Annotated in this window: 21 protein-coding genes; 20 read left to right on the top strand and 1 reads right to left on the bottom strand. The window is 66.3% G+C overall.

Annotated elements, in window-relative coordinates; genetic code table 11:
• Window positions 1–17: 17 nt before the first annotated feature.
• The 11 genes from nuoG to L0984_RS22855 are packed head-to-tail and all read left to right on the top strand — an operon-like array spanning window position 18 to window position 11,141.
• On the top strand, window positions 18–2,174 hold the full coding sequence (nuoG, locus tag L0984_RS22805; protein WP_234196620.1) for an NADH-quinone oxidoreductase subunit NuoG: 2,157 nt from the start codon (window positions 18–20) through the stop codon (window positions 2,172–2,174).
• Window positions 2,171–3,247, top strand: a complete 1,077-nt coding sequence (gene nuoH / locus L0984_RS22810) for an NADH-quinone oxidoreductase subunit NuoH (protein ID WP_234196621.1) — start codon at window positions 2,171–2,173, stop codon at window positions 3,245–3,247. The genes nuoG and nuoH overlap by 4 nt, the downstream gene beginning before the upstream one ends.
• A 12-nt stretch (window positions 3,248–3,259) precedes the next feature.
• A complete protein-coding gene (nuoI, locus tag L0984_RS22815) occupies window positions 3,260–3,769 on the top strand; it encodes an NADH-quinone oxidoreductase subunit NuoI (RefSeq protein ID WP_058641599.1) in 510 nt (169 codons plus the stop codon).
• A 25-nt stretch (window positions 3,770–3,794) separates the two neighbouring features.
• The gene (locus tag L0984_RS22820; RefSeq protein WP_234196622.1) at window positions 3,795–4,436 is read left to right on the top strand and encodes an NADH-quinone oxidoreductase subunit J; all 642 of its coding nucleotides are present in this window, start codon (window positions 3,795–3,797) and stop codon (window positions 4,434–4,436) included.
• Window positions 4,436–4,744: an NADH-quinone oxidoreductase subunit NuoK gene (gene nuoK, locus L0984_RS22825; protein WP_058641597.1), complete on the top strand. Its 309-nt coding sequence runs from the start codon at window positions 4,436–4,438 to the stop codon at window positions 4,742–4,744. The genes L0984_RS22820 and nuoK overlap by 1 nt, the downstream gene beginning before the upstream one ends.
• A 2-nt stretch (window positions 4,745–4,746) precedes the next feature.
• On the top strand, window positions 4,747–6,774 hold the full coding sequence (gene nuoL, locus L0984_RS22830) for an NADH-quinone oxidoreductase subunit L (protein WP_234196623.1): 2,028 nt from the start codon (window positions 4,747–4,749) through the stop codon (window positions 6,772–6,774).
• Window positions 6,775–6,796: 22 nt separating this feature from the next.
• Window positions 6,797–8,272: an NADH-quinone oxidoreductase subunit M gene (locus tag L0984_RS22835; protein ID WP_234196624.1), complete on the top strand. Its 1,476-nt coding sequence runs from the start codon at window positions 6,797–6,799 to the stop codon at window positions 8,270–8,272.
• Window positions 8,273–8,300: 28 nt separating this feature from the next.
• The gene (nuoN, locus tag L0984_RS22840) at window positions 8,301–9,788 is read left to right on the top strand and encodes an NADH-quinone oxidoreductase subunit NuoN (protein WP_234196625.1); all 1,488 of its coding nucleotides are present in this window, start codon (window positions 8,301–8,303) and stop codon (window positions 9,786–9,788) included.
• Between the two features lie 7 nt (window positions 9,789–9,795).
• Window positions 9,796–10,104 (top strand): DUF2818 family protein, encoded by a 309-nt coding sequence (locus tag L0984_RS22845; RefSeq protein ID WP_234196626.1) that lies wholly within the window; start codon window positions 9,796–9,798, stop codon window positions 10,102–10,104.
• Between the two features lie 3 nt (window positions 10,105–10,107).
• Window positions 10,108–10,701 carry an NUDIX domain-containing protein gene (locus L0984_RS22850; RefSeq protein ID WP_234196627.1) on the top strand — a complete coding sequence of 198 codons (594 nt, stop codon included), beginning with the start codon at window positions 10,108–10,110 and terminating at the stop codon, window positions 10,699–10,701.
• Window positions 10,698–11,141 carry a DUF1178 family protein gene (locus L0984_RS22855; protein ID WP_234196628.1) on the top strand — a complete coding sequence of 148 codons (444 nt, stop codon included), beginning with the start codon at window positions 10,698–10,700 and terminating at the stop codon, window positions 11,139–11,141. The genes L0984_RS22850 and L0984_RS22855 overlap by 4 nt, the downstream gene beginning before the upstream one ends.
• A gap of 147 nt (window positions 11,142–11,288) precedes the next feature.
• Here the strand turns inward: L0984_RS22855 and L0984_RS22860 are convergent, their stop codons facing one another.
• Entirely contained in the window at window positions 11,289–12,977 is a 1,689-nt protein-coding gene (locus L0984_RS22860; RefSeq protein WP_370646142.1) for an ABC transporter transmembrane domain-containing protein, read from the bottom strand.
• A gap of 189 nt (window positions 12,978–13,166) precedes the next feature.
• Between L0984_RS22860 and L0984_RS22865 the strand changes: the two genes are divergently transcribed.
• The 9 genes from L0984_RS22865 (at window position 13,167) to L0984_RS22905 (ending at window position 23,265) form a co-directional block, all read left to right on the top strand.
• Complete coding sequence (locus tag L0984_RS22865) at window positions 13,167–13,712, top strand: MarR family winged helix-turn-helix transcriptional regulator (RefSeq protein WP_017756914.1); 546 nt, start codon at window positions 13,167–13,169, stop codon at window positions 13,710–13,712.
• On the top strand, window positions 13,709–15,199 hold the full coding sequence (locus L0984_RS22870; RefSeq protein WP_234196630.1) for an efflux transporter outer membrane subunit: 1,491 nt from the start codon (window positions 13,709–13,711) through the stop codon (window positions 15,197–15,199). Before L0984_RS22865 ends, L0984_RS22870 begins: the two co-directional genes overlap by 4 nt.
• Before the next feature lie 35 nt (window positions 15,200–15,234).
• Window positions 15,235–16,581 (top strand): efflux RND transporter periplasmic adaptor subunit, encoded by a 1,347-nt coding sequence (locus L0984_RS22875; protein WP_234196631.1) that lies wholly within the window; start codon window positions 15,235–15,237, stop codon window positions 16,579–16,581.
• A 21-nt stretch (window positions 16,582–16,602) separates the two neighbouring features.
• Window positions 16,603–18,171, top strand: a complete 1,569-nt coding sequence (locus L0984_RS22880) for a DHA2 family efflux MFS transporter permease subunit (protein ID WP_234196632.1) — start codon at window positions 16,603–16,605, stop codon at window positions 18,169–18,171.
• A gap of 331 nt (window positions 18,172–18,502) precedes the next feature.
• Window positions 18,503–19,273 (top strand): ABC transporter ATP-binding protein, encoded by a 771-nt coding sequence (locus tag L0984_RS22885; RefSeq protein ID WP_234196633.1) that lies wholly within the window; start codon window positions 18,503–18,505, stop codon window positions 19,271–19,273.
• A gap of 77 nt (window positions 19,274–19,350) precedes the next feature.
• Window positions 19,351–20,061, top strand: a complete 711-nt coding sequence (locus L0984_RS22890; RefSeq protein WP_234196634.1) for an ABC transporter ATP-binding protein — start codon at window positions 19,351–19,353, stop codon at window positions 20,059–20,061.
• Window positions 20,062–20,104: 43 nt separating this feature from the next.
• Window positions 20,105–21,298, top strand: coding sequence for an ABC transporter substrate-binding protein (locus tag L0984_RS22895; protein WP_234196635.1), 1,194 nt, complete (start codon window positions 20,105–20,107; stop codon window positions 21,296–21,298).
• Window positions 21,299–21,394: 96 nt separating this feature from the next.
• Window positions 21,395–22,270, top strand: coding sequence for a branched-chain amino acid ABC transporter permease (locus tag L0984_RS22900; protein WP_114803985.1), 876 nt, complete (start codon window positions 21,395–21,397; stop codon window positions 22,268–22,270).
• A gap of 17 nt (window positions 22,271–22,287) precedes the next feature.
• The gene (locus L0984_RS22905) at window positions 22,288–23,265 is read left to right on the top strand and encodes a branched-chain amino acid ABC transporter permease (RefSeq protein WP_234196636.1); all 978 of its coding nucleotides are present in this window, start codon (window positions 22,288–22,290) and stop codon (window positions 23,263–23,265) included.
• Window positions 23,266–23,618: the final 353 nt, after the last annotated feature.

Consider the following 23,618-nt stretch of genomic DNA (forward strand, 5'->3'; position numbering starts at 1 on the left):
GGGAGCGAGAACCTCACATGATCGAAATCGAACTCGACGGCAAGAAGGTCGAAGTGGCCGAAGGCAGCATGGTCATGCATGCGGCCGACAAGGCCGGGACCTACATCCCGCATTTCTGCTACCACAAGAAGCTCTCCATCGCCGCCAACTGCCGCATGTGCTTGGTGGACGTGGAGAAGGCGCCCAAGCCGATGCCGGCCTGCGCCACGCCCGTCACGCAGGGCATGATCGTGCGCACCCAGTCCGACAAGGCCGTCAAGGCCCAGAAGTCGGTCATGGAGTTCCTGCTGATCAACCATCCGCTGGACTGCCCCATCTGCGACCAGGGCGGCGAATGCCAGCTGCAGGATCTGGCGGTGGGCTACGGCGGTGGCGCCTCGCGCTACCAGGAAGAAAAGCGCGTGGTGTTCCACAAGGACGTGGGCCCGCTGATCTCCATGGAGGAGATGAGCCGCTGCATCCACTGCACCCGCTGCGTGCGCTTCGGCCAGGAAGTGGCCGGCATCATGGAACTGGGCATGGTGAACCGGGGCGAGCACTCCGAGATCACCACGGTGGTCGGCGACACCGTCGACTCCGAGCTGTCCGGCAACATGATCGACATCTGCCCGGTCGGCGCGCTCACGAGCAAGCCCTTCCGCTACAGCGCCCGCACCTGGGAACTGTCGCGCCGCAAGTCGGTGAGCCCGCACGATTCCACCGGCGCCAACCTGATCGTCCAGGTCAAGAACAACCGCGTGATGCGCGTTCTGCCGCTGGAGAACGAGGACGTCAACGAGTGCTGGATCGCCGACCGCGACCGCTTCTCCTATGAAGCCCTCGGCAGCGAAGAACGCCTGACGCAGCCCATGCTGAAGCAGGGCGGTCAATGGCAGGCCGTGGACTGGCAGACGGCCCTCGAGTATGTCGCCACCGGTCTCAAGCAGATCAAGGCCGACCATGGCGCTGGCGCCATCGGCGCGCTGGTGAGCCCGCACAGTACCGTGGAAGAACTGGCCCTGGCCGGCGCGCTGGTGCGCGGCCTCGGCAGCGAGAACATCGACCACCGTCTGCGCCATGCCGATTTCGGCAACGTCGGCGGCGGCATCCGCTGGCTGGGCACCTCCATCGCCTCGCTGTCGAACCTGCAGCGCGTGCTGGTGGTCGGCAGCAACCTGCGCAAGGACCATCCGCTGTTCGCGCAGCGCATCCGCCAGTCCGTGCGCAAGGGCGGCAAGCTGTTCGCCATCGCCACGGCCGAGCAACTGGCGGCCGACGCCTCGTGGGCCATTCCGCTGGCCGGCTTCCAGCAGGTCGACGCGGCCGGCTGGTACGGCGCGCTGGCCCAGATCGCGGCCGCCGTGGCGGCAGAGAAGGGCGTCGCCGCACCTGCACAGGCCGACGTCACCGATGCTGCACGCGGCGTGGCGCAGGCCCTGGTGGGCGGCGAGCGCAAGGCCATCCTGCTGGGCAATGGTGCCGCGCACCATGCCGAGGCCTCGCGCCTGCTGGCGCTGGCCCAGTGGATCGGCGCCCAGACCGGTGCCAGCGTCGGCTACCTGACCGAAGCGGCCAACACCGTCGGCGCGCAGTGGGTCAACGCCCAGCCGGGCGCCAAGGGCCTGAACGCCGGCCAGATGCTGGCAGGCGGCCTCAAGGCGGCACTGCTGCTCAACACCGAGCCGGTGTTCGATTCGGCCGCCGGTGCGCGTGCTGCGGACGCACTCGGTCAGGCGCAGATGGTGGTCACCCTGAGCCCCTTCAAGGCCAACCTCGAATTCAGCGACGTGCTGCTGCCCATCGCGCCCTTCAGCGAGACGCCGGGCACTTTCGTCAATGCCGAAGGCCGCATCCAGAGCTTCCATGCCGTGGTGCGCCCCCTGGGCGAGGCGCGTCCCGCGTGGAAGGTGCTGCGCGTGCTGGGCAACCTGCTGGGCCTGTCGGGCTTCGACTTCGAGTCGACGCAGGACGTGATGGCCAAGGTGCGTGGTTCGTCCGCTGCCGACTTCGTCGCCGCGGAGCGCCTGGGCAACGACGCCCCGGTCGTCGACCTGGCTTCTGCCTCGGCCGCCGGCCAGGCCGCGCCGGTCACCGCCGCCATCTACCAACTGGATTCGCTGGTGCGCCGCGCACCGTCGCTGCAACTGACGACCGACGGCCGCCGCGCCGCCGCCGCACAGGAGGTGTCGGCATGATCGACGCGCTGTACAACGCCGGCTACGGCCTCATCGGCGCCCACTGGTGGACGGCTGGCGGCTGGCCCGTCATCTGGGCGCTGCTCAAGATCATCGCCGTGCTGCTGCCCGTGCTGGGCGCCGTGGCCTATGCCACGCTGTGGGAGCGCAAGTTCCTCGGCTGGATCCAGGTGCGCCACGGACCCAACCGGGTCGGCCCCTTCGGCCTGCTGCAGCCGATCGCCGACGCGGTCAAGCTGCTGACCAAGGAGCTGATCAACCCGACGGCGGCGAGCTCCGGCCTGTTCCGCCTCGGCCCGGTCATGGCCATCATGCCGGCCCTCGCGGCCTGGGTGGCCATTCCCTTCGGGCCCGATGCGGTCATCGCGAACGTCAACGCCGGCCTGCTGCTGATCATGGCCATCACCTCCATCGAGGTGTACGGCGTGATCATCGCCGGCTGGGCCTCGAATTCGAAGTACGCCTTTCTGGGCGCGCTGCGCGCCTCGGCCCAGATGGTGAGCTATGAAATCGCGATGGGCTTCTGCTTCGTCGTGGTGATCATGGTCTCGGGCAGCCTGAGCCTGGGCGACATCGTCGCCGTGCAGGGCAAGGGCACCTTCGCCGACATGGGCCTGTCCTTCCTGTCCTGGAACTGGCTGCCGCTGCTGCCCATCTTCATCGTCTACCTGATCTCGGGCGTGGCCGAAACCAACCGCCACCCCTTCGACGTGGTCGAAGGCGAGGCCGAGATCGTGGCCGGCCACATGGTCGAGTACTCGGGCATGGGCTTCGCGATCTTCTTCCTGGCCGAGTACGCCAGCATGTGGCTGGTGTCGATCCTGGCCGTGCTCATGTTCCTGGGCGGCTGGCTGCCCCCGGTCGGCTTCCTGGCCTTCATCCCCGGCTGGATCTGGCTGGGCCTGAAGACCTTCTTCGTGCTGTCGCTGTTCATCTGGATCCGCGGCACCTTCCCGCGCTTCCGCTACGACCAGATCATGCGCCTGGGCTGGAAGATCTTCATCCCCGTCACGCTGGTCTGGCTGCTGATCGTCGGCGGCTGGATGCAGACGCCCTGGAACATCTGGAAATAAGGTGGACCACGAATGACCGCCGTCGCTGCTTCTCCTTTTTCGATCAAGGACTTCTTCAAGAGCTTCATGCTCGTGGAACTGTTCAAGGGCATGGCCCTGACGGGGCGCTATGCGCTGCGCCGCAAGGTGACCGTCCAGTTCCCTGAAGAAAAGACACCCCTGTCGCCGCGCTTCCGCGGCCTGCACGCCCTGCGCCGCTACGAGAACGGCGAAGAGCGCTGCATCGCCTGCAAGCTCTGCGAGGCCGTGTGCCCCGCCGTGGCCATCACCATCGAGTCCGCCGTGCGCGACGATGGCACCCGCCGCACCACCCGCTACGACATCGACCTGACCAAGTGCATCTTCTGCGGCTTCTGCGAAGAAAGCTGCCCGGTCGATTCGATCGTCGAGACGCACATCCTGGAGTACCACGGCGAGAAGCGCGGTGACCTGTACTTCACCAAGGACATGCTGCTGGCAGTGGGCGACCGCTACGAGCAAGAGATCGCGGCCAGCAAGGCGGCCGACGCCAAGTACCGCTGAACCGGCGAAGCGAAAAGAAAAACCCATGGACGCCAAGACCGGCTTCTTCTACCTGTTCTCGGTCGTGCTGTTGTTTGCAGCCTTCCGGGTCGTGACCGCCCGCAACCCCGTGCATGCGGTGCTGTACCTGATGCTCGCCTTCTCGCAGGCCTCCGCCGTGTGGCTGCTGCTCAAGGCCGAGTTCCTGGCCATCGTGCTCGTGCTGGTGTACCTCGGCGCGGTGATGGTGCTCTTCCTCTTCGTGGTGATGATGCTCGACCTCAACGTCGACCACCTGCGCCAGAACTTCTGGAAGCACTTTCCGCTGGCCGCGCTGGTGGGTGTGGTGATCGCCCTCGAGATGGCCTATGTGCTGATGGGCGGCTTCCGCCTGCAGACGCCGGCCGCCGAGGCCGTGGCTGCCGCCGGCCAGGTGTCCAACACCAAGGCGCTGGGCCTGCTGCTCTACAGCGAATACGTCTACCCGGTGCAGGTCGCCGCCGTGATCCTGGTCGTGGCCATGATCGCCGCCATCGCCTTGACGCTACGCCGCCGCAAGGACACGCGCTACGTGGATGTGAAGGACCAGATCCATGTGAAGGCCAGCGACCGCCTGCAGGTGGTCAAGGTGGCGCCCACCCAGGCCCCGCAACCCGCCGCGGCCGCCGCGGAAGGGGAGAGCAAGTGATGACATTGACCCTCGGCCACTACCTGTCGCTCGGCGCCATCCTGTTCGCGCTGGCCGTCATCGGCATCTTCCTCAACCGCAAGAACCTCATCGTGCTGCTGATGTGCATCGAGCTGATGCTTCTGGCGGTCAACATGAACTTCGTCGCCTTCTCCTCCTACCTGGGCGACATGCACGGACAGATCTTCGTGTTCTTCATCCTCACCGTGGCAGCGGCCGAATCGGCCATCGGTCTGGCACTGCTGGTGCTGCTGTTCCGCAACAAGTCGACCATCAACGTCGATGAACTCGACGCGCTGAAGGGATAACGATGGCCACGACCTTGTCTGCATCCACCCTGCTGGCAGTGCCGCTGGCACCGCTCGTTGGCTGCGTGCTCGCCGGCATCCTCGGCACGCAGTTCGGCGGCAACCGCATCGGCCGCGCCGCCTCGCACTCGCTGACCATTCTGGGCGTGTTCATCGCCTTCGCGTTGTCGGCCATGACGCTTTATAGCGTGGCCGTCGACGGCGCCCGCTTCAACGCCACCATCTACGAATGGATGGTGGTCGGCGGCCTGAAGATGGAAGTCGGTTTCATGATCGACAGCCTGACCGCCATGATGATGTGCGTCGTGACCTTCGTGTCGCTGATGGTGCACATCTACACCATCGGCTACATGGAAGAGGACGAAGGCTACAACCGCTTCTTCGCCTACATCTCGCTCTTCACCTTCTCCATGCTGATGCTGGTGATGAGCAACAACCTGCTGCAGCTGTTCTTCGGCTGGGAAGCGGTGGGCCTGGTGTCGTACCTGCTGATCGGCTTCTGGTACAACAAGCCGACGGCCATCTTCGCCAACATGAAGGCCTTCCTGGTCAACCGCGTGGGTGACTTCGGCTTCATCCTCGGCATCGGCCTGATCGCGGCCTACACGGGCACGCTCAACTACACCGAGATCTTTGCCAAGTCGGGCGAGCTGGGCAAGATGGGCTTCCCGGGCACCGACTGGATGCTGATCACCGTGATCTGCATCTGCCTGTTCATCGGCGCGATGGGCAAGAGCGCGCAGTTCCCGCTGCACGTCTGGCTGCCGGATTCGATGGAAGGCCCGACGCCCATCTCCGCACTGATCCACGCCGCCACGATGGTGACCGCCGGCATCTTCATGGTGTCGCGCATGTCGCCGCTGTTCGAGTTGTCGGACACGGCCCTGAACTTCATCCTGGTGATCGGTTCGATCACGGCGCTGTTCATGGGCTTCCTGGGCATCATCCAGAACGACATCAAGCGTGTGGTGGCCTACTCGACGCTGTCGCAACTGGGCTACATGACCGTGGCGCTGGGCGTTTCGGCCTACCCGGTCGCCGTGTTCCACCTGATGACGCACGCCTTCTTCAAGGCCCTGCTGTTCCTCGGCGCCGGCTCGGTGATCATGGGCATGCACCACAACCAGGACATCCGCTGGATGGGCGGCGTGCGCAAGTACATGCCCATCACCTGGATCACCTTCCTGCTGGCCTCGTTGGCGCTGATCGGCACGCCGTTCTTCTCGGGCTTCTATTCCAAGGACGCCATCATCGAGGCGGTGCATGCCAGCCATCTGCCGGCCGCGGGCTTCGCCTACTTCTCGGTGGTCGCCGGCGTGTTCGTCACGGCCTTCTACTCGTTCCGCCTGTACTTCCTGGTCTTCCACGGCAAGGAGCGCTACGACCAGAACCCGGACGCGCACCACGGTGATGCCCACGGCCACGGTGACCATCACGGCCATGGCCACCACGAGCCGCACGAGTCGCCGAAGGTGGTGACGGTGCCGCTGCTGCTGCTGATGATCCCGTCGGTGGTGATCGGCTTCTTCACGCTGATGCCGATGCTGAACAGCTTCTTCGACGGCGTGATCTTCGTTGACACGGTGCGTCACCCGGCCATGGCGGAGCTGCGCGAAGACATCCACGGCCCCGTCGCCATGGCCCTGCATTCGCTGACCAGCCTGCCGTTGTGGCTGGCCATCGCCGGCGTCGCCTTGTCGTACTACATGTACATGGTCAACCCGGCGCTGCCGGCGGCCATCAAGCGCGCCTGCATGCCGATCTACAGCCTGCTCGAGAACAAGTACTACCTCGACTGGATCAACGAGAACATCCTGGCCCGTGGTGCCCGTGCGCTGGGCACCGGCCTCTGGAAGGGTGGCGACCAGGCCATCATCGATGGCGCGCTGGTCAATGGCTCGTGGAAGCTGGTGGGCCGCATATCGGCCGCCATCCGCTGGATCCAGTCCGGTTACATCTATCACTACGCCTTCGCGATGCTGCTGGGGGTGTTCCTTCTCATGACGTACTTCGTCTGGTTCAAGCGCTGACGCGGGCTGGAGAACAAGAAAAATGGGTTTGCTGAGCCTTGCCATCTGGCTGCCGATCGTGATCGGCGCCTTGCTGCTGGCGTTTGGGCGGGACGACCAGGCGCGCTTCGTGCGCTGGGCGGCACTCGTCGGGTCGGTGGCGAGCTTCCTCGTCACCATTCCGGTGTACACGCGCTTCCAGACCGGCACCGCCGCGATGCAGTTCGTCGAGCGCGCGCCGTGGATCGAGCGCTTCAACATCAACTACCACCTGGGCGTCGATGGCCTGTCGATGTGGTTCGTGCTGCTCACGGCCTTCATCACGGTGATCGTCGTGATCTCGGCCTGGGAGGTGATCACCGAGCGCGTCAACCAGTACATGGGCGCGTTCCTGATCCTGTCGGGCCTGATGATCGGCGTGTTCGCCGCGCTGGACGGCATGCTGTTCTACGTGTTCTTCGAGGCCACGCTGATCCCGATGTACCTGATCATCGGTATCTGGGGTGGTCCGAACCGGATCTACGCGGCCTTCAAGTTCTTCCTGTACACGCTGCTCGGTTCGCTGCTGATGCTGGTGGCGCTGGTCTACCTGTACCGCGCCTCGGGCGGCAGCTTCGACATCGCGACCTGGCACCGCACGCCCCTGGGCGCGACGGCGCAGACGCTGATCTTCTTCGCCTTCTTCGCGGCCTTCGCAGTGAAGGTGCCGATGTGGCCCGTGCACACCTGGCTGCCCGACGTGCACGTCGAGGCGCCTACCGGCGGCTCTGCCGTGCTGGCCGCCATCATGCTGAAGCTGGGCGCTTACGGCTTCCTGCGCTTCTCCATGCCGATCGCGCCCGACGCTGCCCGTGAATGGGCCTGGCTGATGATCGCGCTGTCGATCGTGGCGGTGATCTACGTGGGCCTGGTGGCCATGGTCCAGCGCGACATGAAGAAGCTGGTGGCTTATTCGTCGGTCGCCCACATGGGCTTCGTGACGCTGGGCTTCTTCATCTTCAATCCGCTCGGCGTGGCTGGCGGCATCGTGCAGATGATCGCCCACGGCTTCGTGTCGGGCGCGATGTTCCTGTCCATCGGCGTGCTGTACGACCGCATGCACTCGCGCCAGATCGCCGACTACGGCGGCGTGGTCAACGTCATGCCCAAGTTCGCCGCGTTCGCGCTGCTGTTCGCCATGGCCAACTGCGGCCTACCTGCCACCGCCGGCTTCGTGGGCGAGTGGATGGTGATCCTGGGGGCCGTGAAGGCCAACTTCTGGATCGGCCTGATGGCTGCGACCGCGTTGATCTTCGGCGCCGCCTACACCCTGTGGATGTACAAGCGCGTGTACCTGGGCCCCATCGGCAACGACCATGTGAAGGAACTGACGGACATCAATGGCCGCGAGTTCTTCATGCTCGCCGTGCTGGCCGTGGCCGTGCTGTGGATGGGCCTGGATCCCAAGCCCTTCACCGACGTGATGGACGCTTCCGTGGCCGAGCTGCTGCGCCACGTGGCCGCCTCCAAGCTGCCCTGACCAGAGTCCACGCAGACAAGAGAACAAGATGATCGACAAACTCAGCTGGGTGGCTGTCTACCCCGAGATCCTGCTGCTGGTGATGGCCTGTGTCATCACGCTGTTCGACCTGCGCGTCAGCAGCACGCACCGCACCGCCACCCATTGGCTCACGATGCTCACGCTGGCCGCGACGGCGCTGCTGACCGGCATGAACGCCGTCGCCGGCCACACCTTCCACGGCTTCGGCGGCATGGTGGTGAGCGACCCGATGGGCAACTGGCTCAAGTGCTTCTCGGCCGTGGCGCTGATGGTCACGCTGGTCTATGGCCGTCCCTACGCGGCCGACCGCCAGATGCTGCGCGGCGGCGAGATGTTCACGCTCAGCCTGTTTTCGCTGCTGGGCATGTTCGTCATGATCTCGGGCAGCAACTTCCTGATGATCTACTTGGGCCTGGAACTGCTCACGCTGTCCAGTTATGCGCTGGTGGCCCTGCGCCGCGACCATGCGACGGCCAGCGAAGCCGCCATGAAGTATTTCGTGCTCGGCGCCATGGCCAGCGGCTTCCTGCTCTATGGCATGTCGATGATGTACGGCGCCACCGGCTCGCTGGACGTCAACGAGGTCTTCAAGAGCATCGCCAGCAGCAAGGTGAACCACCAGGTGCTGGTGTTCGGCCTGGTGTTCATCGTGGCCGGCCTGGCCTTCAAGCTGGGTGCAGCGCCCTTCCACATGTGGCTGCCGGACGTCTACCACGGCGCCCCGACGGCCGTGACGCTGCTGATCGGCGCCGCCCCCGAGCTGGCCGCCTTCGCCATCGTCATCCGTCTGCTGGTGGAAGGCATGCTGCCGCTGGCTTTCGACTGGCAGCAGATGCTGGCCGTGCTGGCCGTGGCCTCGCTGCTGGTGGGCAACCTGGCCGCCGTCGCACAGACCAACCTCAAGCGCATGCTGGCCTACTCGACCATCGCGCAGATGGGCTTCGTGCTGCTGGGCCTGGTGGCCGGTGTGATCGACGGCAACACGCTCAACGCCCAGTATGCGTACAGCGCGTCGATGTTCTACATCATCACCTATGTGCTGACCACGCTGGCGAGCTTCGGCATCATCCTGCTGCTGGCTCGCGAAGGCTTCGAGAGCGAAGAGATTTCCGACCTTGCCGGTCTCAACCAGCGCAGCCCGCTGTATGCCGGCGTGATGGCCATTGCGATGTTCTCGCTGGCCGGCATTCCTCCGCTGGTCGGCTTCTATGCCAAGCTGGCGGTGCTGCAGGCGCTGCTGGCTTCGGGGCAGGGCGTGTACATCGGTCTGGCGGTGTTCGCCGTGATCATGTCGCTGATCGGCGCCTTCTACTACCTGCGCGTGGTGAAGGTGATGTACTTCGACGCACCGCTGACGGCCACCACCGTGGCGGCGCCGCGCGACGTGCGGGCCGTGCTGTCGGTCAACGGCGCCCTGATCCTGATCCTGGGCATCCTGCCCGGCGGCTTGATGACCCTGTGCGCCCGGGCCATCGTGGCCACGCTGGGCAACTGATCGCGCTGTGGGCAGCAACGCATCGGCCTGGGTCGTCCTCGGCGTTGCGCTGGTCCTGGCCAACCTGCCTTTCCTGAACGAGCGGCTGTTCGCCGTGCTGCCTTGGCGCACGGCGGTCAAGCCGCTCGCGGTGCGTCTGGGGGAACTGGTGCTGTGCTATCTGCTGGCCGGCATGGTCGGCAGGCTCTTCGAGGGCAAGCAGGGCATGGTGGCGGCGCAGGGCTGGGAGTTCTATGCGGTGACGGCCGCCTTCTTCCTGGTGCTCGCCTTTCCAGGCTTCATCTGGTGCTACCTCCTCAAACGCAAAGGAAACTGAACCGTGACCGCTGACATCGCCCACCTGGAAGAAAAGAAGGTCGCGTCGGAGCGGCTGTTCGAGGGGCGGTTCCTGCGCGCCTACCGCGACACGGTCGCGCTGCCCGACGGCGGGACGGCGACGCGCGAGTACGTCATCCACCCGGGCGCGGTGGTGGTCATTCCGCTGCTGGATGACGGACGTGTCGTGCTCGAGCGCCAGTTCCGATACCCGGTGGGCCAGGTCATGGTCGAGTTCCCCGCCGGCAAGCTCGACGCCGGCGAGGATCCGCTGGTATGCGGTCAGCGCGAACTGCTGGAAGAAACCGGCTACCGCGCCCGCGAGTGGGCCAAGGCCGGGGTGATGCACCTGGCCGTGGCCTACTCGACGGAGGTCATCCACATCTACTTCGCGCGGGGCCTGAGTGCCGGCGATCGCAAGCTCGACCAGGGCGAGTTCCTCGACGTGTTCACGGCGTCGCCCGCGGATCTGCTGGGCTGGTGCCGTGATGGCACGGTGACGGATGCCAAGACGCTGGCCTGTTCGGTCTGGATGCAGAACGTGCTTTCCGGCGACTGGGCACTGGAATGGCGGGCTGCGGATAATCCCGCGCCATGAAGGTCCTGAATCTGCGTTGTGCCCATGGCCACGGTTTCGAGGGCTGGTTCGGCTCCGAGGCGGAGTTCGAGACCCAGCGCGACGGTGGCCAGATCGAATGCCCGCTTTGTGGTGACAAGGCCATTGTCAAAGGCCTGAGCGCACCGCGTCTCAACCTCGGTGCCGGGCGCGAGGCGCTGCCGGCCGAAGTGCAGCCCCCGCTGCCGCAGCAGCAGACCCCGGAAGCCCGCTGGATGCGCGCCGTCCGGGAGGTGCTGGCCAGGACCGAAGACGTGGGCGACCGGTTTGCGCAGGAAGCGCGGCGCATGCATCACGGCGAGGTGGAAGAGCGCGGAATCCGTGGCCAGGCCACGCCCGAGGAGACCGCCGCTTTGCTGGAGGAAGGCATTGCGGTGTTGCCGCTGCCGCTGCCGCCTGCACTCAAGGAAACCTTGCAGTAGGCTTGTGGATCGATGCGCGGTCGCCCGACCAGGCTGCTGCACCGCGCTCGCCACCGATGAGTCAGCCCGCCGTGTGCGGGCTTTATTGTGTCTGGGTGACGCCACACGGGCGCGAAGCGCCGGTTCCCGAAACCGGGTGCCGCAGGCTCAGGCCGTGAACTGCAGCGCCGCCAGCTTGGCGTAGCTGCCGCCGCGGGCGATCAATTCGGCATGGGTGCCTTGTTCGACGATGGCGCCGTGGTCCAGCACCACGATGCGGTCGGCCCTTTGCACCGTCGCAAGGCGGTGGGCAATGACCAGCGTGGTACGACCTTCCATTGCCGATTCGAGGGCGGCCTGAACGACCCGTTCGCTTTCCGCATCGAGCGCCGAGGTGGCCTCGTCCAGCAGCAGCAGCGGCGGCGCCTTCAGGATGGCGCGTGCAATCGAGAGACGCTGCTTCTGCCCCCCCGACAGACGCACGCCGCGTTCGCCCAGGAAGGTGTGGAAGCCGTCGGGCAGGGCGTCGATGAAGCCCTCGGCGTGCGCAAGGCGGGCCGCATGCCGGACTTCGGCCTCCGTCGCCTCCGGCCGGCCATAGCGGATGTTCTCGAACGCCGTGGTCGAGAAGATCACGGCGTCCTGCGGCACCAGGCCGATGCGTCCCCGAAGGTCATCCAGCGCAAATCGACGCAACGACTGACCGTCCAGCCGGATGTCGCCGGTCTGCGGATCGAAGAAGCGCAGCAGCAGCTGGAACACGGTGCTCTTGCCCGCGCCGCTCTCGCCCACCAGGGCCACGGTTTCGCCAGGCGCCACGTCGAGCGAGAAGTGGCGCAGGGCCGCCGTGCCCGGACGTGAGGGGTAATGGAAGCCGACATCCTCCAGCACCACCTGGGCGCCTGCGGAGGCGGGCGGCGCGGCCTGCGCGGCCTCCGGCGACGAAATGGCGATGGGCGCGTGCAGCAGTTCCATCAGCCGTTCCGTGGCGCCGGCCGCGCGCAGCAGGTCGCCGTAGACCTCGCCCAACACGGCCAGCGCGCTCGCCAGGATGACCACGTAGACCACCGTCTGGCCCATGTGGCCGGGACTGATCTCGCCCCGCAGCACGGCCTGCGTGCCGGCGTAAAGGCCCCAGAGCAAGGCGGCCGAGGTGGCAATGATGATGAAGGCGACCAGCACGGCCCGCGCCTTGGTGCGCCGCACGGCCGTCTCGAAGGCCGCCTGGGTGGAGCCGGCAAAGCGCTCGGCCTCGCGGGTCTCGGCCGTGTAGCTTTGCACCACCGGAATGGCATTGAGCACCTCGGCCGCGATGGCGCTGGCGTCGGCCACGCGGTCCTGGCTGGCTCGGGAGAGCCGACGGACCCGGCGACCGAAGGCCATGGCCGGCAGCACGACGAGCACGAGCACCAGCGCCACCTGGGCCATCAGCCAGGGATTGGTCCAGATCAGCATGGCCAGCGCGCCGACGCCCATGACCGCGTTGCGCAAGCCCATGCTGAGAGAAGAGCCCACCACGGTCTGGACCAGCGTCGTGTCGCCCGTGAGGCGCGACAGCACCTCGCCGGTCTGGGTGGTCTCGAAGAACTGCGGGCTCTGGTGCAGCACGCGGCCGTAGACGGCGGTGCGCACGTCGGCCGTGATGCGCTCGCCCAGCCAGCTCACCGTGTAGAAGCGCGCGGCAGAGAACAGCCCCAGCGCGATCGCCACGCCGAACAGGGCCAGGAAGTGCTCGCGCAGGGCCATCACCTGATCGCCGGGTGCCTTGGGTGCGAGACCGGCGTCGATCAGGCCGCGAAGCGCGATGGGAAACACCAGGGTCGTGACCGCCGCCATGACCAGGAACAGAGCCGCCATCGCAATCTGGAGGCGGTAGGGGCGAAGAAAGGGCGCCAGGCCGGCGAGCGAGCGGGGGGAGCTTTTGGCGTTCTTCACAGGAGTGCGGGGCAATCGCGGCGCAGTGGCCGGGCGGCGCGGATTCTAACGAGACCTTGCCGCCCCAGAATCAGCCTTGACAATATTTGACGAGGCAAATAATATCCGCCCATGTCCAAATCAGAGACCACTCCGCCCGGCGGCACCGCCGGGCCGCCGCCCGTGGATTTCTATCGGGCCGAGAGCTACACCGCCGAGGAAAGCCTGGGCTACGCGATGAAGCGCATCCTGACCTGCGTGTCGCAGGCAGTCGAAAGCGAACTGGTCGAGCCCGGCGGCCCGACCTATCCGCAGTGGGTGCCACTGCACAAGTTGCACATGGGCAGCGCCGGCACGGTGGCCGAGCTGGCCCGTGAGTGCCAACTGGACACCGGCGCCATGACGCGCCTGCTGGATCGACTCGAAGCCAAGGGGCTGGTGCGCCGGGTGCGCTCGCAGGAGGACCGGCGGGTCGTCAACCTCGAATTGACGCCCGAAGGCCTGAGTGCCGCCCAGAAGGTACCGGCCGTGCTCAGCCGGGTCCACAACGAGATGCTCGCCGGCTTCACGCAGGTGGAGTGGGAGCAGCTCAAGGATTACCTGAACCGCATCCTGGGGAACGCCCAGAGAAAGCAGGCCGCATGCCATCGGGCATCGGGCCAAGGAGTTTCGCGATGACTTTTTCTTCGACCCAGGGCCGCGAGGGCCGTCCGGCGCTGATGGCGGTGGGCCTGGCGGTTGCGTTGCTGGCCGCGGGCTGTGCCGACACCGCAGGCATCGCCTCCCACGCCCACATGCGGGATGCGGCGCAGGCGGGCGTGCCGGCGACCGCGCAGCCGGCCAACGATTTCGCGCAGGTCGACGCGCAGTGGTGGCATGCCTTCGGCGATGCCCAACTCGACACGCTTGAGCAGCAGGCCCTGGCGGCCAGCCCCAGCCTGCAGGTGGCCCAGGCCCGCGTCGCCAAGGCGCTCGCGGCGACCGGCGTGGCCGAAGCAGCCGGCCGACCGCAGCTCAGCGGCGATGCGCAAGTGCTGCGACAGCGCTACAGCGAGAACTACATCTATGGCGCGCTCGGCGGCACGGTGCAGGAAAACGGCACGCTGCAGCTCAATGGCAGTTGGGAGCTCGACTTCTTCGGCCGCAACCGCGCGGCCATCCAGGCTGCGGTCGGCAGTGCACGCGCCGCGCAGGCCGATGCGCAGGCGGCCCGCATCCTGCTGACCACCAATGTGGCGCGCAGCTACATCCAGTGGGCGCGGCTGGAGGCGCAGCGCGATGTCGCCCGCCGCACGCTGGCCCAGCGCGAGGAGACGCTGCGCCTGGTGCGTGATCGCGTGTCGGCCGGCCTGGACACCCAGCTGGAGCAGCGGCAGAGCGAAGGCGGGCTGCCCGAAGCACGTCAGCAGATCGAGGTGCTGAACGAGCAGATCGAGAACGCCCGGCATGCACTCGATGCGCTGGTGGCCGTGCCCGACGCCACCCGTGGTCTCACGCCGCCCGCGCTGGCGTCGCTGCAAGCGGTGCCGCTCGCCACGCAGATTCCCGCCGACCTGCTGGCCCGCCGCCCTGACGTGGCGGCCGCGCGCTGGCGCGTCGAGGCGGCGGCGCGCGACGAGGAAGGCGCCCGCGCCCAGTTCTATCCCAACATCAATCTCACCGCCTTCGTCGGCACGCAGTCCATCGGATTCGACAAGCTGGTCAAGTCGGGCAGCCTGCAATGGGGCGTGGGGCCCGCGCTGCACCTGCCCATCTTCGAGGGCGGGCGCCTGCGGGCCAACCTGGGTGGCAAGGCGGCCGACCACGACGCGGCCATCGAAAGCTACAACGGGGCCGTGATCGATGCCGTGCACGAGGTCGCCGACCAGGTCGCCAGCGCGCGGTCGATCGGCCGGCAACAGGTCGAGCAAGGCAATGCGCAACGCGCCGCCGAGGACGCCTACCACATCGCCCTGCAGCGCTATCAGGCAGGACTGGGCACGTACCTGAATGTGCTCACCGCCGAGACGGCGGTGCTCACCCAGCGCCGCCAGGCGGTGGACCTCGTGGCCCGGGCGCTCGATACCCAGGCCTCGCTTGCTCGCGCGCTGGGTGGCGGCTGGGCTGGCGACGCCCCCGCGGCCGAGAAAACGGCCGCCCTCAACGAATCCGCCGCGGCGCGCTGAGACGCAGCGTCCGCACGTCCGCAAGGAGCCAGACCATGAACGACAACATTGCTTCTTCTTCCCAGGCCGCCGACGAGAAGGCGCCCAACACCCGTCGCCGCAAGGCGCTGACGACCCTGGCCGCGGTGGTGGTGGTGGCCGGCGCCGGCTGGGCCGCCTACGAGTGGCTGGTCGCGAGCCATTACGAATCCACCGACAACGCCTACGTCCAGGGCAACATCATCCAGATCACGCCGCAGGTGGCCGGTACGGTGATGAGCATCGCGGCCGACGAGACCGACTACGTCAAGCAGGGCCAGCCACTGGTGCAGTTGGACCCGGCCGACGCCCAGGTGGCGCTCTCCCAGGCGGAGGCCGCACTGGGGCAGGCCGTGCGGCAGGCGCGCACGCTGTACGTCAACAACGGTTCGCTGGCCGCGCAGGTCAACCTGCGCCAGGCCGACGTGGTGAAGGCCCAGGCCGACGTCGCCCGTGCACAGGACGACCTGCAGCGCCGTCGCTCGCTCACCGGCAATGGCGCGGTCTCGAAGGAAGAGCTGAGCCATGCCGAGACGGCAGTCGCCAACGCCCGCAGCGCGCTGGCGGCTGCACAAGCGGGCGTTGCGGCGGCCCGCGAGCAACTGGCCAGCAACCGGTCGCTGACCGAAGGCACCACGGTCGAGGAACACCCCAGCGTCCAGGCCGCCGCGGCGAAGGTGCGCGAAGCCTGGCTGGCGACGCAGCGCGTCGCGCTGCCCGCGCCGGTCGATGGCTACGTGGCCAAGCGCACGGTCCAACTGGGCCAGCGCGTGGCGCCGGGCGCCCCGCTCATGTCCATCGTGCCGCTGGGCCAGTTGTGGGTCGACGCCAACTTCAAGGAAAGCCAGCTGCGCAGCATCCGCATCGACCAGCCCGTGACGCTGACGGCCGACGTGTACGGCAAGAAGGTGGTCTACCACGGCAAGGTCGCCGGCCTTGGCGTTGGCACGGGCGCGGCCTTTGCGCTGCTGCCGGCGCAGAACGCCACCGGCAACTGGATCAAGGTGGTGCAACGCGTGCCGGTGCGCATCAGCCTGGACGTCAATGAACTGAAGGCCAACCCGCTGCGGGTCGGCCTGTCGATGGACGCGGAAGTCGACGTGGCCAATAGCAACGGCAAGATGCTCGCCGATGCGCCGCGCGCCGCCGACTTCGCGTCCACCCAGGTCTACAACGGGCAGGACGATGGTGCCGAGAAGGCCGTGCAGCGGATCATCGCGGCCAACCTCGGGCGGCCGGTCCCGGCTTCGGCCGGCCCGGCGCCGGCTGGTGCCAAGCCGGCCGTGGCTTCGCCTTCGAGCCAGGCCGCCGAGGGTGGCGCCCGCCACGCGCTGCAGGCTTCGGCCGCCCAGCGCCCGCTCTGATCGCCGCCAGGAATTTCATCCATGGCTGCTTCTGAGCCGAAGGCGGCCCCGGCCGCCATTGCGCCACTGGAAGGCTCGGCGCGCGTGCTGGGCACCATTGCCCTGTCGGCCGCCACCTTCATGAATGTGCTGGACACGTCCATCGCGAACGTGTCGCTGCCCGCCATCTCGGGTGACCTGGGCGTCAGCCCGACGCAGGGCACCTGGGTCATCACCAGCTTTGGCGTGGCCAATGCCATTGCCGTGCCGCTCACCGGCTTCCTGACACAGCGCTTCGGGCAGGTCCGCCTGTTCATGGCCAGCGTGCTGCTGTTCGTGCTGAGCTCGTGGCTGTGCGGCATGGCCCCCAACATGACGATGCTGATCGCCTTCCGGGCGCTGCAGGGCTTCGTGGCGGGGCCGATGATCCCGCTGTCGCAGACGCTGTTGCTGTCGAGTTATCCGCGCGCCAAGGCGGGCCTGGCCATGGCGATGTGGTCCATCACCACGCTGGTGGCGCCGGTGATGGGGCCGCTGCTGGGCGGCTGGATCACCGACAACATCTCGTGGCCCTGGATCTTCTTCATCAACGTGCCAGTCGGCCTGTTGGCGGCGTCGGTCACCTGGAGCATCTACCGCAAGCGCGAGACGCCCACGCGGCACGTGCCCATCGACGTCATCGGCCTTGGTCTGCTGGTGGCCTGGGTGGGCGCGCTGCAGCTGATGCTGGACAAGGGCAAAGAGCTCGACTGGTTCCATTCCGGCGAGATCATCGCGCTGGCAGTGGTGGCGGTCGTGGGCTTTGCGTTCTTCCTGGTGTGGGAGTTGACCGAGAAGCATCCGGTGGTCGACCTGTCGCTCTTCAAGCGCCGCAACTTCTGGTCGGGGGCACTCGCCACGTCGGTGGGCTATGGTCTTTTCTTCGGAAACGTGGTGATCCTGCCTTTGTGGCTGCAGCAGTACATGGGCTACACGGCGACGAGCGCAGGCATGGTGCTGGCGCCGGTCGGCCTGTTCGCCATCGTGCTGTCGCCCATGGTCGGCCTCACGGTGGGCAAGGTCGATCCGCGCTACTACGCGACGATGTCCTTCATCGTGTTCGCGTTGGTGGTGTGGATGCGCTCGCACTTCACCACGCAGACGGACTTCGAGACGATCATGATCCCGACGCTCATCCAGGGCATCGCGATGGCCTTCTTCTTCATCCCGCTGGTGACCATCACGCTGTCCGGATTGCCTCCGGAGCGCATTCCGGCGGCGTCGGGGCTGTCGAACTTTGCGCGCATCACGGCAGGCGCGATGGGCACCTCGATCTCGACCACGCTGTGGGAGAACCGCGCGGCGCTGCACCATGCGCAACTGGCCGAAGCCGTCAATCCGAGCAGCCCCGCCGCGAGTGCCACCCTGTCGATGTTCGGCAATGCCGGTTTCAGCGCCGAGCAGGCGCTGGCGCAGATCAACCGGCTGGCGGACCAGCAGTCCTTCATGCTGGCCACGGCGGATCTGTTCTATGCGTCGGCGGTGCTCTTCATCCTGCTGATCCCGATCATCTGGATCGCGCGGCCCGCCAGGGGCGCAGCAGGAAGCGACGCCGCGGCAGGCGCCCACTGACCACGCGGCGGGGCCCGTCGGCCGCGCCGCGTTCCGCGAAACGAACAAGACAACGCCCGCCGGCAGACACGCCGGCGGGCGTTGTCGCATGCGCGGCGTGGAACTGCTCACCCGTCGGCGTGGCCGTGGCTCCCAAGGAATGGTCTGGACCCGCGCTGCGGCGCTTTTCGCGCATTGCACTGCAGCATCCGCATTTGCCCCAGTAGCAGCCGAGGGAGCCGCTGCCAACAATGCGCCAACGTTCGAGGCTTGCGATGCAGGCTCCCCTGGCACGACAACGACGGAGACGCATGACCCCAAGATTCGATGCGCAGCGGCAGGAGGCCCGCCGATGAGCGACATCATTCTCGAGACGCGGCAGCTCACCAAGGAGTTCAAGGGCTTCACTGCGGTCAGCAAGGTCGACCTCCGGGTCCAACGGGGCGCGATCCATGCACTGATCGGCCCCAACGGTGCCGGCAAGACCACCTGCTTCAACCTGCTCACCAAGTTCCTGGAGCCGACGTCGGGCACGATCCTGTTCAACGGGCTCGACATCACCCGCGAGCGGCCCGCGCAGATCGCACGCCGGGGCATCATCCGTTCCTTCCAGATCTCGGCGGTCTTCCCGCACCTGACCGTGCTGGAGAACGTGCGGCTCGCCCTGCAACGGGCGCTTGGGACCTCCTTCCACTTCTGGAAGAGCGACCGCACGCTCGTCCCACTGAATGCCCGGGCACGTGAGCTCCTGGCCGAGGTCGGCCTGGAGGCCATGGCGGACGACCTGGCGGTGAACCTTCCCTATGGGCGCAAGCGTGCCCTCGAGATCGCGACCACGCTGGCCATGGAGCCTGAGTTGATGCTGCTGGACGAACCCACCCAGGGCATGGGCCATGAGGACGTGCATCGCGTGGCCGAGTTGATCAAGCGCGTGTCCGCCGGGCGCACCATCCTGATGGTGGAACACAACATGAGCGTGGTCTCGACCATCGCCGACACCATCACCGTGCTTCAGCGCGGTGCCGTTCTGGCCGAAGGACCTTATTCCGCCGTGTCCCGCAATCCCCAGGTCATGGAAGCCTACATGGGCACCACCGACGGCCAGTTGCAAGGAGCCCATTGAATGCGCGAGTCCTCGTTGCCTGACGCGGGTTGGGTACGTGATCCGGCTGCAGCCTGCGCAGCCGCGAAGGAGCGTTCATGACCACGCCCGCATTGGCCATCGAAGGCCTGCATGCCTGGTATGGCGAGTCGCATGTGCTGCATGGCGTGGACCTTCATGTGAACCCTGGTGAGGTCGTCACCTTGCTGGGCCGCAATGGTGCCGGCCGCACCTCCACGTTGCGCGCCATCATGGGCCTGACAGGCGCCCGCAAGGGCAGCATCCGCGTCGGCGGACAGGAGACGATCGGACTGTCCACGCACCGCATCGCCCACCATGGCATCGGCTACTGCCCCGAGGAGCGGGGCATCTTCGCCAGCCTGTCGGCGGAGGAAAACCTCCTGCTGCCGCCCCCACTCAAAGGGGTGGGCGCCGGCATGTCGGTGGACGAGATCTACGCCATGTTCCCCAACCTCGCGGAGCGACGCCATAGCCAGGGGACACGCCTGTCTGGCGGCGAGCAGCAGATGCTGGCCGTCGCGCGCATCCTGCGCACGGGGGCCCGGCTGCTGCTGCTTGACGAGATCTCGGAAGGCCTGGCCCCCGTCATCGTGCAGGCCCTCGCCCGCATGATCACCACGCTGCGCGCCAAGGGTTATACGGTGCTCATGGTCGAACAGAACTTCCGCTTCGCGGCGCCGCTGGCCGACCGCTTCTATGTCATGGAGCACGGCTGCGTCGTCGAGTCCTTCGATGCGGCGCAGCTCGACGCCAAGATGCCGCTGCTCAACGAGTTGCTCGGCGTGTGATGCACCCCACACGCGTTCCGATTTCATCCCTAGGAGACACACCATGAAGATCACCCTTACCCGTGTTGCGACGGCTGTCCTGGCGCTGGGCCTTGCCGCACCGGTGCTCGCGCAGGAAAAGGTCAAGATCGGCCTCGTTACCGACATGTCCAGCCTTTACTCGGACGTGGAAGGCAAGGGCGGGGCGACGGCGATCCAGATGGCCATCGACGATTTCGGCGGCAAGGCACTTGGCCAGCCGATCGAGCTGCTGACTGCGGATCACCAGAACAAGGCGGACATCGCCGCATCCAAGGCGCGCGAGTGGATCGACACCGCGGGCGTGACCATGGTCTTCGGTGGTACCAACTCGGGCACGGCGCTCGCCACGGCCAAGGTGGCGGCCGAGAAGAAGCGGGTGTACTTCAACAACGGCGCGGCGACGTCCGCCCTCACCAACGAGCAGTGCACGCCCTACACGGTGCACTACGCCTACGACACGGTCGCGCTGGCCAAGGGCACCGGCGCAGCGGTGGTCGACCAGGGTGGCAAGAGCTGGTTCTTCCTGACGGCCGACTATGCATTCGGCCACGCGCTCGAGGCGGACACCACCAAGGTCATCAAGGAGAAGGGCGGTACCGTGGTCGGCTCCGTGCGCACGCCGCTCAACGCCAGCGACTTCTCGTCCTTCCTGCTGCAGGCGCAGAACTCCAAGGCGCAGATCCTGGGCCTTGCCAACGCGGGAGGCGACACCATCAACTCCATCAAGGCCGCCAAGGAATTCGGCATCGACAAGACGATGAAGACGGCGGGTCTGCTGGTCTTCCTGTCCGACATCCACAGCCTAGGCCTCAAGAACACCGAGGGCCTGCTTCACACCACCAGCTGGTACTGGGACATGAACGACGACTCCCGCAAGTGGGCGCAGCGCTTCTTCGACAAGACCAAGCGCATGCCCACGGACATCCAGGCGGCCGACTATTCGGCGACGATGACGTACCTCAAGGCTGTCGAGGCTGCCAAGACCACCGACTCGGACAAGGTGATGGAGCAACTCAAGAAGATGCCCATCAGCGACTTCTACGCCAAGGGCCAGATCCGCGCCGATGGCCGCTTCGTGCATGACATGTACCTGGTCGAGGCCAAGAAGCCCTCGGAATCGAAGCGGCCATGGGACTACCTCAAGGTCGTCAAGACGCTGCCGGGCGATCAGGTCTTCACCACCAAGGCCGAGAGCAAGTGCGCTCTCTGGAAGTGATGGACGCGGGCGGCTGAATCTTCAGTTCGTCCGGCCGGTTTCTTGTGCCGGGTCGCGCGTGCGGGCCCGGTCGGCAGTCTCTTCCAGCGCCATGACATGACCGTTTCCCTTCCTGCCTTGCTGAGCCAGCTGTTGCTGGGGCTCGTCAATGGATCGTTCTATGCGATCCTGAGCCTCGGCCTTGCCGTGATCTTCGGGTTGCTCAACGTCATCAACTTCGCCCATGGTGCGCTGTTCATGCTCGGCGCCGTCCTGAGTTGGGCGGCGATGAACTACTTCGGCATCGGCTACTGGTGGATGCTGATCCTGGCGCCGTTGATCGTCGGGCTGCTGGGCGTCGTCATCGAGCGGCTGCTGCTGCGCTGGATCTACAAGCTCGACCATCTCTATGGATTGCTGCTGACTTTGGGACTCACGCTGCTGGTGGAAGGTGTCGTTCGGTCCTTCTACGGCGTCTCCGGTCTGCAGTACGACGCGCCGGATCAGCTGTCCGGTGCCACCAACCTGGGCTTCATGATCCTGCCCAACTATCGGGCCTGGGTCGTCGTGGCTTCGCTCGTGGTGTGCCTGGCCACCTGGTTCGTGATCGAGAAGACCCGTCTGGGCGCCTACCTACGGGCGGGTACCGAGAACCCGAGGTTGGTCGAGGCCTTTGGCGTCAACGTGCCGTTGATGATCACGCTCACCTACGGCTTTGGTGTCGCGCTGGCCGCGTTCGCGGGTGTCCTGGCGGCACCCGTCATCCAGGTGTCTCCGCTGATGGGGCAGAACCTGATCATCGTGGTCTTTGCCGTGGTGGTCATCGGCGGGATGGGCTCGATCATGGGCGCAATCCTCACCGGACTCGGCTTGGGCGTCATCGAAGGCTTGACGAAGGTCTTCTATCCCGAGGCCTCCTCCACTGTGGTGTTCGTGATCATGGTCGTGGTGCTGCTGCTGCGTCCCGCAGGCCTGTTCGGCAAGGAAAAGTAGCAAAGGTGTCGCTCGCAATGAACTCCAGATCCACCTTGGGCTATGGCCTCTTGCTGGCGGCGTTGGTGGCCGCTCCGTGGCTGGGCGCCTACCCGGTCTTCGTGATGAAGCTCATGTGCTTCGCGCTGTTTGCCGCGGCTTTCAATCTCTTGCTGGGGTATACGGGCCTGCTGTCGTTCGGGCACGCTGCCTTTCTGGGCGGCTCTGCCTACGTGGCCGGCCATGCGATCAAGGTCTGGGGGCTGACCCCCGAACTGGGGTTACTGCTTGGGACGGCGGTGGGCGCGGCGCTAGGCTGGGTCTTCGGCATGCTGGCCATCCGTCGGCAGGGGATCTACTTCGCAATGATCACGCTGGCGCTGGCCCAGATGGTCTACTTCTTCGCGCTGCAAGCCCCGTTCACCGGCGGCGAGGATGGTCTGCAGGGCGTGCCGCGCGGAAAGCTGTTCGGCGTCCTCAGTCTGCAGAGCGACCTGACGATGTATTACGTGGCACTCGTTGTCGTGGCCCTGGCGTTCGCGCTGATCGTGCGCACGGTGCACTCGCCGTTCGGCCAACTGCTCAAGGGGATCAAGGAGAACGAGGCGAGGGCGCTTTCCCTTGGTTATGACGTCGGCCGTGTGAAGCTGGTGGCCTTCGTGATCTCCGCGGCGCTCTCGGGGCTGGCCGGCGCACTCAAGACGGTCGTCCTCGGCTTTGCCACGCTGACGGATGTGCACTGGTCCTCGTCGGGCTCCGTCATTCTGATGACGCTGCTGGGCGGCCTGGGCACGTTGTCGGGCCCGTTGGTCGGCGCCACGGTGGTGGTGGCGCTGGAGAACAAGATCGGTGAGTTGGGCAATCTTCTTGCGTCGGTGACAAAGGTTGACTGGTTCAGCACCCTCGGAGAGTCCGTGACGATCGTGACCGGCCTGATCTTCATGGTCTGCGTTCTCGCATTCCGACGCGGCATCATGGGCGAGGTGATCGCCTTCCGGAGCCGCAAGCGGCGATAGCTGCTCGGTGCATCGGGAAGAGCCGCCGCGTGGACGAAGGGTGGTGGGCGCTTCGGCAGCAGCCTTCATCTCTCACATGAGAACCCGCGTGCGAGCCGCAGTTGCCGAGCAACGTGACTCCACGCATGAATCTCTTCAGCGAGTTCCCGACGCGGGGGCGTCACTCAGCTTGGCGCCCTGACAGGCGGGACAAAGAATTTTGTCAGCAGCTTGCTTCCCAGCCGAAAACCCTCGTATACTGGCGGGCTCGCTGACTGACACGCATCTTTGTTGTGAGTTTGGCTGGTGAGGGGTTTGAGAGAATGACGGCAGCTTCTGGAAAAAAGAAGTTGCGCTTTTAGAAAAAAGCGTGT

The sequence above is a fragment of the Pseudacidovorax sp. NFM-22 genome (assembly GCF_021401245.1).
In the GTDB taxonomy this organism is placed as follows: Bacteria; Pseudomonadota; Gammaproteobacteria; order Burkholderiales; family Burkholderiaceae_C; genus Xenophilus.

What these genes read in the sequence shown, in the direction of transcription:
- L0984_RS22885 (WP_234196633.1), top strand. Translation starts at nt 18,503, where the DNA reads ATGAGCGACATCATTCTCGAGACGCGGCAGCTCACCAAGGAGTTCAAG.
- L0984_RS22835 (WP_234196624.1), top strand. Translation starts at nt 6,797, where the DNA reads ATGGGTTTGCTGAGCCTTGCCATCTGGCTGCCGATCGTGATCGGCGCC.
- L0984_RS22875 (WP_234196631.1), top strand. Translation starts at nt 15,235, where the DNA reads ATGAACGACAACATTGCTTCTTCTTCCCAGGCCGCCGACGAGAAGGCG.
- L0984_RS22895 (WP_234196635.1), top strand. Translation starts at nt 20,105, where the DNA reads ATGAAGATCACCCTTACCCGTGTTGCGACGGCTGTCCTGGCGCTGGGC.
- L0984_RS22865 (WP_017756914.1), top strand. Translation starts at nt 13,167, where the DNA reads ATGTCCAAATCAGAGACCACTCCGCCCGGCGGCACCGCCGGGCCGCCG.
- L0984_RS22860 (WP_370646142.1), bottom strand. Translation starts at nt 12,977, where the DNA reads ATGGCGGCTCTGTTCCTGGTCATGGCGGCGGTCACGACCCTGGTGTTT.
- L0984_RS22855 (WP_234196628.1), top strand. Translation starts at nt 10,698, where the DNA reads ATGAAGGTCCTGAATCTGCGTTGTGCCCATGGCCACGGTTTCGAGGGC.
- L0984_RS22820 (WP_234196622.1), top strand. Translation starts at nt 3,795, where the DNA reads ATGGACGCCAAGACCGGCTTCTTCTACCTGTTCTCGGTCGTGCTGTTG.
- nuoN (WP_234196625.1), top strand. Translation starts at nt 8,301, where the DNA reads ATGATCGACAAACTCAGCTGGGTGGCTGTCTACCCCGAGATCCTGCTG.
- nuoK (WP_058641597.1), top strand. Translation starts at nt 4,436, where the DNA reads ATGACATTGACCCTCGGCCACTACCTGTCGCTCGGCGCCATCCTGTTC.
- L0984_RS22905 (WP_234196636.1), top strand. Translation starts at nt 22,288, where the DNA reads ATGAACTCCAGATCCACCTTGGGCTATGGCCTCTTGCTGGCGGCGTTG.
- L0984_RS22890 (WP_234196634.1), top strand. Translation starts at nt 19,351, where the DNA reads ATGACCACGCCCGCATTGGCCATCGAAGGCCTGCATGCCTGGTATGGC.
- L0984_RS22900 (WP_114803985.1), top strand. Translation starts at nt 21,395, where the DNA reads ATGACCGTTTCCCTTCCTGCCTTGCTGAGCCAGCTGTTGCTGGGGCTC.
- nuoI (WP_058641599.1), top strand. Translation starts at nt 3,260, where the DNA reads ATGACCGCCGTCGCTGCTTCTCCTTTTTCGATCAAGGACTTCTTCAAG.
- nuoG (WP_234196620.1), top strand. Translation starts at nt 18, where the DNA reads ATGATCGAAATCGAACTCGACGGCAAGAAGGTCGAAGTGGCCGAAGGC.
- L0984_RS22870 (WP_234196630.1), top strand. Translation starts at nt 13,709, where the DNA reads ATGACTTTTTCTTCGACCCAGGGCCGCGAGGGCCGTCCGGCGCTGATG.
- nuoL (WP_234196623.1), top strand. Translation starts at nt 4,747, where the DNA reads ATGGCCACGACCTTGTCTGCATCCACCCTGCTGGCAGTGCCGCTGGCA.
- nuoH (WP_234196621.1), top strand. Translation starts at nt 2,171, where the DNA reads ATGATCGACGCGCTGTACAACGCCGGCTACGGCCTCATCGGCGCCCAC.
- L0984_RS22880 (WP_234196632.1), top strand. Translation starts at nt 16,603, where the DNA reads ATGGCTGCTTCTGAGCCGAAGGCGGCCCCGGCCGCCATTGCGCCACTG.